Genomic DNA, 9,308 nt, shown 5'->3' with positions numbered 1-9,308 from the left:
AATAAACAGGAGCTTTTCGCCTGGCTCTCTGACTGTGACTTTGTACAGACCGATATCACGCATAAAGAAGGGTTCGCAGCCGTTCGCCTTGCCACTTATGATTTGATTAACACCGGCATCACGACCGGCATGGACTGGAACCATACCTTCTCAGAAGGGCGGGCTTACGGCGGGCTTGAGGCGCTGCAGCAGTCGGGGCTGCGTTACGTTTATGGTTTTACCCCCATAACAACAAAGATTTCGACAGCAACGCGTTAAAATAAAAGAACGGATCGATAAAGAACCTCTCGGAACGTTTGAGATATCCGGCCCGGGCTTCTGCAATTCTTTACTATATGACCTGCCTTTTTTATGGGGCGCTCTCCAGTGCCTGGCTGCAAGAACCAAACTTTTCCTCCATTTTTATAATCAATATTGCCGGAAGGGGAAGTGAGTGTAATTTTGTCTGGGTGCTTTTTTTTTCAGTGTTTAATATGTCCGTGTTATATACTTAAATAATTACCAAACAAAAGTGAATTTTCCTGAGTTTTCTTTTCTGGAAAGCGCCTCCTGTTATGTTTGAAATTATCTATAATGTCCTTATTTATCAGTAGCTTATCATAAGTGTGGCAGTGCAAAAAGCCAGGTGATATATAGGTATTAATCGATCGGCTCTTAATTATTCCGTGTTCTGCATATGGAGCGGTATTGACGTAAATATACTTCCGACCGATAATGCCTGCCGCAGGATGCGACCAAACCTACTATTAACCTTTTTCCGGAAAGATGTGGATTTTAAAACGGCCAGAGGTGCATGATTATCACGCCGGCATCCCGGAAGTCACTCCTGAGTGTGCTGGCGAGGTACTGTTTTGGCCATATTAATTTGATAGGGAAATTTTTTAAGAAAGTAATCAGTTATTATTTGAGATGGGTATTGTTATGGTAAATAGAAAAGTTGTAAGTGTTTTGTTGGCTGGCATTTCAATGATAGGTTTTGTCGATCAGGTATCAGCAAGTATGTGGGGTGCTATGAATGCCGCTCTCGGCATCACTTGTCCTGATTCGAAATTTACGATTCCTGTCACTCAAAATAGTGACAATAAAATTATCTGGAATATGGATTCCAGCCTCACCTCACGAGACAGGTGCTATGCCAAGGTCAATAGCATGTATTCTAATAAATATTCTTCTGAGTGGAACGATGCCACGGCAGAATGCTCTCACATGTGGGATGAGCAGGTGGCCAAAGTCGCCCGTACTAATGCTGAAGTTAGTGAAGCATATCCTAATTGCAGCAACATTTCTAATTATATTTCAGAACAAACAGGTGACCGTTACTAACATATTAAATATATTATCTTACGCATTTAATCGCGAGAGTTAAACGTCCCGTCTGCTGACTAACAGTGGCTGCCACTGTTAGTCAGCGTTCTTTTGAAAGAACATCTATTTATGCGTATTTTAAATAAAAAAATTATTTTTGCTGTAACTGGAATTTTTTTCTTTGCTTTGTTTCTGGTGCGGGTCAAACATAATTTCCCTGAAACTATTTATCATACAGTGACCATCAGTCGCTCCATGTTTAAACAGGAAATTCTTGTCGCAGGCAAACTTGAAGCAAAAGAAAAAGTTGATGTCGGGGCCCAGGTAAGTGGTCAGTTAAAATCCATCAATGTTAATATCGGTGAGCATGTAATAAAGAATCAGCTTTTGGCGATAATCGACCCCGAGCAAGCCGAAAATCAAATCAAGGCGCAGGAGGCTTCCCTGGCGGCTCTATTTGCTCAGCGCCGTCAGGCTCTGGCAACGCTTAAATTATGCCAGAGTAGACTTGCCCGTCAGCGGCAGTTGATCAGGACACATTCGATTTCCCAGGAAGACTTCGAGTCAGCTGTCACCGACTTTACCGTGGCGCAGGAACAGGTGAATACCGTAGATGCCCAGATACAAAACCAGAAAGCCCTGAATGCTGCAGCTAAAACCAGCCTGAGCTTCACACATATTGCGTCTCCCATTGAAGGTGTGGTTACGGCAATTCAGGCCGCTGAAGGACAAACGCTGGTCGCCACTCAGCAGGCCCCTACTCTCATGACAGTTTCAAACTTAAAGATAATGTTAGTCCGGGCTCAGGTTTCTGAGGCCGATATTATACGTCTCAGGACTGGTCTTAGAGCCTGGTTTACAGTTCTGGGGGATACTGAAACGCGTTATGAGGGGAAGCTGAAAGCTATTCTTCCAACCCCGGAAACTGTCAGTAATGCCACCTTTTATGACGTATTGTTCGAAGTACCTAACCCGGATGGCGTTCTCCGCCTGGGGATGACTGCTCAGATCCATATTGAACTCAGACAAGACCAGAATGTACTGACCATTCCGCTAAACGCGTTAGAGGAGAGGACTTCTGATGGAAGTTATCAAGTCAGTCTTTTGCGTGACGGTAAGGCTGTCAGGACAAATGTGACGATTGGTGTGCAAAATGATACGGATGCGGAAGTTATCCGGGGCATCACGGATGGAGATGAAGTAATTGTGAGTAGCTTACCGGACAGGGGAAACCAATGATGCCGCTCATCGAACTCAAAGCAATTTACCGTCACTTCTGGGTAGGAGATAAAAAAGTTGACGTGCTAAAGAATATTTCCTTATCCATATTTTCGGGGGAGATGGTAGCGATAATGGGGCCGTCAGGGTCAGGTAAATCGACGCTGATGAATATTCTGGGTGGATTAGATCGCCCTTCCGGCGGCACTTATAAACTGTCAGATATGAATATCACCGCGTTAAATGATAACGCGCTGGCCGGACTTCGCCGCGAACGTTTTGGCTTTGTATTCCAGCGATATCAACTGATGGCATCCCTTACAGCAGCGCAAAACGTTGAAATGCCAGCAATCTATGCCGGGCAAAACCGTAACTTTCGCAGACGCCGGGCTGAGAGTTTGTTGGCATCACTGGGGCTGGAAGAGCGTAAAGACTATTTACCCTCACAGCTCTCCGGTGGACAACAACAGCGGGTGAGTATTGCCAGAGCACTGATGAATGGCGGTCAGATAATCCTGGCCGATGAGCCTACCGGGGCGCTTGACAGTAAGGCCGGGCACGACATTATGCTGACTCTCCGGCAGTTATGCGACCAGGGGCATACTGTTATCCTGGTAACCCATGATGCCACTATCGCAGGTCAGGCTGACAGGGTCATCGTTTTGCGTGATGGTGCGATTATTAACGATGTGAAGGGCACGAAAGGGGGGATTACTGCCATTCCTGACTGCAGAGAACCCGGATTTAATATGCCACTGCCTCTGCGGAGTATCTCCCCACTCACCTGGTTTGCCAGCAGCTCAACTGACGCCTTGTTAATGGCATGGCGGGTTATATGGGCCAGAAAGCTCCGCACATTTCTGACAATGCTGGGTATTGTCATTGGTATTGCCTCCGTTGTCATCCTTATCTTGCTGGGGGATGCTGTGCAGGACCAGGTGCTGAAAAATCTCCATAGTATGGGGACGGATAGCATAACGATTTACCCCGGCAGTGATATCGGTGATGAAGTGTTTCAGCGATCCCTTACCTATGACGATATTCCTCTTATCAGGAAACAGCCCTGGGTGCAGGCAGTGTCAGCCACTGTCTCATCCTCAGAGCGGGTCCGCTTTGGCAGTCGGGATATACAGGCCAGCATCAGCGGGGTAAGCAGCGATTATGCTCATCTTTTTGAGCTGAGTTTCAGTGAAGGACGGTTCTTTACTGACGCTCAGGTAGAAGCGGGGGCGCAGGTAGCTATTCTGAACAGCAGTCTCCGACGGCGATTGTTTCCGAGAGATACTGACGTAACGGGTAAAGTCATGCTAATCGGTACAATACCTGTGATCATTGTGGGTGTAGTAAAAGAGAAACCTTCGACAGGGGAGGAAGGGCTGCATATCTGGCTGCCATGGACCACGGTGGCTGCACGTCTGACCGGCACAGGCTGGCTTAATTCTGTTAGCGTAAAACTTCGACAAGGGGCGGACGGGGCAGAGTCAGAGAAGAAACTGACCAATTTACTGGTGCTCTATCATGGAAGAAAAGATTTCTACATCAGGAATTCAGACACCATACGGAAAAGCATTGAGAAAACAACCGGTACCTTCCGCCTCTTTCTGACGTTGATTGCAAGTGTTTCACTCATTGTGGGGGGGATAGGAGTGATGAACATTATGCTGGTTTCTGTCACCGAGCGCACCCGGGAAATAGGTATACGAATGGCTATTGGGGCGAGGGCGCGGGATGTACTTCTCCAGTTTTTAATTGAATCCATTCTCGTTTGCCTGACCGGAGGCGCAGCAGGCCTGCTTCTGTCTGCCATTACTACTCAGGTGTTGAAACATTGGCTGCCGGGCTGGGATATCCACCTGTCTGTATCATCGATGCTGATAGCCTTCTCATGCTCCATGTTCTCAGGGGTCATCTCCGGCTGGCTGCCTGCCCGGATAGCCGCCAGACAAAATCCGCTTGTTTCGCTCGCCCATGAATAAGTTGGTTAGGTGAGGCCTGACGCATTAGTTATAAAAAATAATCAAGAATATTATTTTTACAGGTTGTTTTTATTTCCAGTCTTCAGGGGACTATAGAATATCTGTGCCTGTAACACGTGTATTTGTAAAGGGTTGGAATTATGTTTGGAAAGTTTACTCTTTGGTTAGCAGGACTTTGCCTTGCAGGCCTCGGCACTTATGTACATGCCGAAAATCTTATGCAGGTATATCAGGCTGCGCAACTCACTTCTCCAGACCTTCGGGTAGCAACGGCTGATAATGATGCTGCTGGTGAAGAAATAAAAATTGCGAGAAGTGCTCTTCTTCCTCAGCTAAGCCTTTCTGGTAGTTCAGGGTGGACGGAGGGAGCGCGAGAGAATGCGGGGGCGCATTCCCGGTCTTCCGGTGGCACGCTTTCTCTGAGCCAGACTCTTTTTAATATGTCGTCCTGGCAGGCTCTGACTCTGCAGGAAAAACAGGCTGATCTCAGGAAGGTTACCTACTGGTCAACACAACAAAGCCTGATCCTTGATGTCGCGACCGCCTATTTTAATGTCCTGAAATCAGTTGATACACTTTCTTATACCGAAGCTGAGAAAAACTCTGTTTGTCGTTTGCTTGAGCAGACGACGCTAAAATTTCAGGCAGGCTCTCTTGCCGTTACGGATATGCAAAACGTCCGGGCACAATATGACCAGGTCCTTTCCACTGAGGTCTCGGCACAAAATGAGGTCAATAACAGCGCAGAAGCACTGAGGGAAGCAAGCGGTCTGAACTGGAAGCATTTAGCTGCCCTGAATACCGAGCATTTTAAAGCCAACAAAGTGTCTGACGTCAAGGGTTTACTGAAGCAGGCGGAAAACCATAGTTTGCGGCTCTGGTCTTCACGGTTGTCGCGTGAAATAGCTAAAGCCGAGATTGAAACCGCTCAGACAGGTCATATGCCAACGATTTCATTGAATGCTTCAATAGGAATTTCAGGCAACCGATCCAGTTACGATGAGCATTTCGGCAAAAGTATTTCTGGCTCAAATCAGGTGAGTGTCAGTTTATCGCTTCCCCTTTACAGCGGAGGGGGGGTATCTGCAAGAGTAAAACAGGCTGAATATGACTTGATTTCTGCCAGCGAGCAGGAAGAAGGCGTGCACCGTAATATAATGAAAAGTATCCGCTCAGCATTTAATAATATTAATTCCGCTGTCACCAGTATTAAGGCGAATGAACAGGCAGTGAAATCTGCACAAGCTTCACAGGAAGCCACTCTGAATGGCTATCAGGCTGGCACACGTACGATGCTGGATGTGCTGGATGCAACAACCACAGTTTATCGCGCCCAGCGCTCCTTATCGGAAGCGCGTTATAATTACCTGCTTGCCAGGCTGACATTAAAAAAAGAGCAGGGGATCCTCAGTATTGCCGACCTGCGAGCGTGCAATGATTTTTTAGGAAAGGAAAAAGACATTCCTTTTTCGGAATAATTATGCTTCACCTTCCGGCAAGGACATGCCTGACGGATAAAAGCAGTAAAATTAACGGGTTATGTCACATTAACCACCCTGGTAGATATCGGGCTCTGGATGAACAGGAGGTAGTCTGGAGAACAGAAATTTTTGTACTTTAAGCACGTTAGTTAATCAATACCAATGATCAACAGATTAATTTTACGTCAGCGGCTATCGCTTTTCAGTAGTTGTTTTTGCGGTATTTTATTCAGCTTATCCGGTTAAGGTCAATTCCCCTGGAAACACAGCACTGTGGTACACTCTATTGCCACAGATAAGTCGGTTTAAAAAACAGGCTTGCCGGACCATAATTTTCATTATCCAGACTGACCCTGACAGAACCAGTTAACCAGAACCCGACAGCTGACAGTCGGTGAGAGATTGCTTTTACTCGTCTTATATGAGTGATACGGGACGGCTACGATCGGCTGGATGTCGGATTCGCGTGATGGGGGGGGGCCGCCATCGCGCCCCGGGCCGTGAGAAACCAGCGTGAGCGACGCGCGCGGGTTTTTGAGCCGGCCCTGAACAGGGGCAGGAACATTCCGCAGAGGCGTCCTCTGAGCGGGTGCGAGTGTACGACGCGCGGTGAACGTCGTGGGCGGAAGGAATGCTGGCATAAATGACGCCTTGTTTTAAAATATAAACGAGGTTACGAACCGCATGAAACACTCGTGGACGCTGGCATCCGTCGCGATAATGGCGGCCTGTCTCCAACCTACCGCGCACTCAGCAATCCTGCCACGGTTACCGTACTTCGCAGGTCTGCCGCATACAGGCATTTTATGAAGAAGCAGCGTCTGATTAAAAAGCCGTCTTAACGCATAATAATTCGATATCCAAACTTTTCCCTAAATACAGAGCCAAAACTTCCAGTGTCAGGCTAGCCGGCGATAGCGCTGGATGATTTATCAGAAGCATATCGGAGAGAAACTGCTGCCTTGACCACCATAATTCAGGCTGACAAAGGTATTGAACACGCAGGACTACTGGCCGGATAAAATAAATTCGGCCCGCTCTTCTGGTCCGCAAAGAGGTAACCTGATGAGGTTATATCCGTGTCTGCTGTAAGACTCAACCATTGCATGAAATGTCTGAACTGCTTCCTTGAAAGATTGCTTACGCTCCGTATCCTGCACAAAGATATCTTCCCATGGCGGCGCGATGAACACGGTTTGTGAATACCGGAATAGTTCAATTGCCCTTTCAATGTGCGCCGGCACGGGCAAATTACAGAGCGCCAGATAACCAACAACATCCGGCAGCCCCCGGTCAAAGAAAAATGGCGTTTTGCTTTGGGCTGACTCATGCCAGGAGCGTAACTCCCAGTTCAGCATTAGTTCGGCAAAAGATTCCCTGTCTTTCCATGGCAGCGCATTTCCGCCGATCGCTACCTGATCTTTTATTATTGCGCGCCCGGCCTCAGTTGCCGTCGGAAAACCTTTTGCGCGCAGAGAATCCAGCAGCGTACTTTTACCCGACCCCGGTCCGCCGGTAATAATAATTCTTTTGTTTTCAGAATACATAAAAGCGTTCCTTTTTTGGAAAATACGACACACAGATGTTGGATACCTCACAATGAAAAGATGAGGACATTATTATACCAGTGCCCTGCAGATAGCCTGTAAGCAACATTTTGCACCACTGGTTGTAGATAAAACCTGTCGTCGTGTCTCACTGAACATATCCACGACGCCGGGGCTTTGCATTACAGGCGCTTCCGCCTGTCGGTTCACCCACGTGAAACACTGCACAACAGAGCCATAGCCGCACAGATTGTCAGAACCAGTCCCAGTTGCTGCACCATGCCGGCGAGCCCCGGCATCATTCCCGGTAACAGGTAATAGTTCAAGCCGAACCATGCTCCTGCAGCCCCGACCTGTTCGCGATAACGGTGCAGCGCCTGAGCTACAAATGGGTACCGCTATGGGTTGCCAAATGAAAGAAAATTGCCGCCCGGCCACCGCGTTTCCGGGTTTTACCCGCCGCCGGGACTCGCTAAAATAACAACTCAGAATATTCAGGAGGACAGCACGCCGTGACGCTGACCGAAAAATCCGGCCATCTGGCGTGGTGCGCCCTGACCGCGCTGGCCCTGGCGCGGCAGGACGGGACCGTCAGCTCTGACGCCCAGGAAAATCTCTTTCTCACCCGATGGCTGGCCACCGCCCTGAAGCAGCACCGCTTTGCCCGCGAAGTTGCTCCCGACATTGAGTGGCTGCTGAAGCAGGGCCGCCAGTACGGGACCGGGGCAAAATTACCCGGCAAGCTGGACTATCTCTGGCGCTCCTGCACCGGCTCACTTTCAGAGCAGAATGACCTTTTCCGGCTGACGTACGCCCTGGAAACAGCGAAAGATATGCACTGGAATTACCGTCTGCTGAGCGATCGGGAATGGTCCGGACGTCATGCAGTGAGCCTGAACACGGCAGTGAATAATATATTTATATCCCGGAGCAGTCTGGACGCGGCATTTAATGACGAGGGCTGGCAGGTTGGGATGCTTATGGCACGCGTGTCCGGTTCTGTGGCAGGGCTGGTACAACTGTTCATTCGCTGTGGATGGCAGCTGGACCTGCATCCGGGACAGGCTTCTGCTGACATCTTCAGGCTGAGCGCGTTACCGTCAGTTAAAACAGGGTGTAAGGAAACCGGAGCAGAGTCAGAGTCTGCATTTACTGAACAGTAAACCATCCATTACTGATTACAGTGGATGTTCCGGAATCAGGAGATAATGATGGACAGGGAATCAATTTTGCAGGTACTCAGGGCGCACCCGGACAACTGCATCCGGGCCTTTCACCGCGGACGGGCGGGCCGTTCCGGGTACAGTGAGGGAAAGGTACTGGTAAGGCACTACGGGGGCCTCATTCCTGACGAAATCGTACTCAAGCCCGTGATGTTTCTGAAGGTGCAGAATGACCTGTGCGTGACGGAACGATGGGGGAATGACCTCCTGGGCGGCTGCACGTGGCGGCTCAGCAGCGCGGCCGGAGAGGCCGCTGAATAAGTCAGTGGCGGATTTGTGCCAGGTCGTCTTCCGTCAGGCCGGTCATTTTCATGACGGTATTGCGGTCAATGCCGTTCTGCAGCATGGTGCGGGCAACTTCCAGCTTGCCTTCCAGCTTGCCTGCCTTCCTGCCTTCCTGCCTGCCTAGCTGGATACCCTTCTGGATGCCTTTCTGCTCAAGCTGCTGTGCGATGGTCATAAGTGCGTCTCCGTGTTGCGGCACACGCTGTGCCAGTTCGCGTACAAAGGCTTCGGCGTCGGAAGTTTCGCCTGCCTGTACAATATAGTGTACCAGCG

The 9,308-nt window shown here is 49.1% G+C and carries 8 protein-coding genes; 6 read left to right on the top strand and 2 right to left on the bottom strand.

All coding sequences use genetic code 11. The annotated features are described in order from the left end of the window. The 5 genes from F3I44_RS23840 to tolC all read left to right on the top strand — a co-directional run. Positions 1 to 258, top strand: a 258-nt coding sequence (locus F3I44_RS23840) for a hypothetical protein (RefSeq protein ID WP_223811744.1), incomplete at its 5' end; no start/stop codon positions are given. Between the two features lie 663 nt (positions 259 to 921). After that, entirely contained in the window at positions 922 to 1,323 is a 402-nt protein-coding gene (locus tag F3I44_RS23505; protein WP_150015762.1) for a hypothetical protein, read from the top strand. Positions 1,324 to 1,434: 111 nt separating this feature from the next. Further along, positions 1,435 to 2,544 (top strand): macrolide transporter subunit MacA, encoded by a 1,110-nt coding sequence (gene macA, locus F3I44_RS23500; protein WP_150015763.1) that lies wholly within the window; start codon positions 1,435 to 1,437, stop codon positions 2,542 to 2,544. After that, positions 2,541 to 4,499: an ABC transporter permease gene (locus F3I44_RS23495; RefSeq protein WP_150015764.1), complete on the top strand. Its 1,959-nt coding sequence runs from the start codon at positions 2,541 to 2,543 to the stop codon at positions 4,497 to 4,499. Before macA ends, F3I44_RS23495 begins: the two co-directional genes overlap by 4 nt. A 140-nt stretch (positions 4,500 to 4,639) precedes the next feature. Beyond that, positions 4,640 to 5,977: an outer membrane channel protein TolC gene (gene tolC / locus F3I44_RS23490; protein ID WP_150015765.1), complete on the top strand. Its 1,338-nt coding sequence runs from the start codon at positions 4,640 to 4,642 to the stop codon at positions 5,975 to 5,977. A gap of 1,010 nt (positions 5,978 to 6,987) precedes the next feature. On the opposite strand, the gene F3I44_RS23485 is transcribed toward tolC, so the two are convergent. After that, positions 6,988 to 7,527 (bottom strand): AAA family ATPase, encoded by a 540-nt coding sequence (locus tag F3I44_RS23485; RefSeq protein ID WP_150015766.1) that lies wholly within the window; start codon positions 7,525 to 7,527, stop codon positions 6,988 to 6,990. A 512-nt stretch (positions 7,528 to 8,039) separates the two neighbouring features. On the opposite strand from F3I44_RS23485, the gene F3I44_RS23475 reads away from it, so the two are divergent. After that, a complete protein-coding gene (locus F3I44_RS23475) occupies positions 8,040 to 8,690 on the top strand; it encodes a DUF2913 family protein (protein WP_150019664.1) in 651 nt (216 codons plus the stop codon). A gap of 322 nt (positions 8,691 to 9,012) precedes the next feature. On the opposite strand, the gene F3I44_RS23470 is transcribed toward F3I44_RS23475, so the two are convergent. Further along, the coding region (locus tag F3I44_RS23470) for an Rpn family recombination-promoting nuclease/putative transposase (RefSeq protein WP_150019663.1) at positions 9,013 to 9,308 on the bottom strand (296 nt) is incomplete at its 5' end.

Origin of the sequence: Pantoea sp. F_5, from assembly GCF_008631595.1 — a bacterium.
In the GTDB taxonomy this organism is placed as follows: domain Bacteria; phylum Pseudomonadota; class Gammaproteobacteria; order Enterobacterales; family Enterobacteriaceae; genus Pantoea; species Pantoea gossypiicola.
The sequence above is the reverse complement of the archived record's forward strand: the minus strand, read 5'-3'. Positions and strand labels throughout refer to the sequence as shown.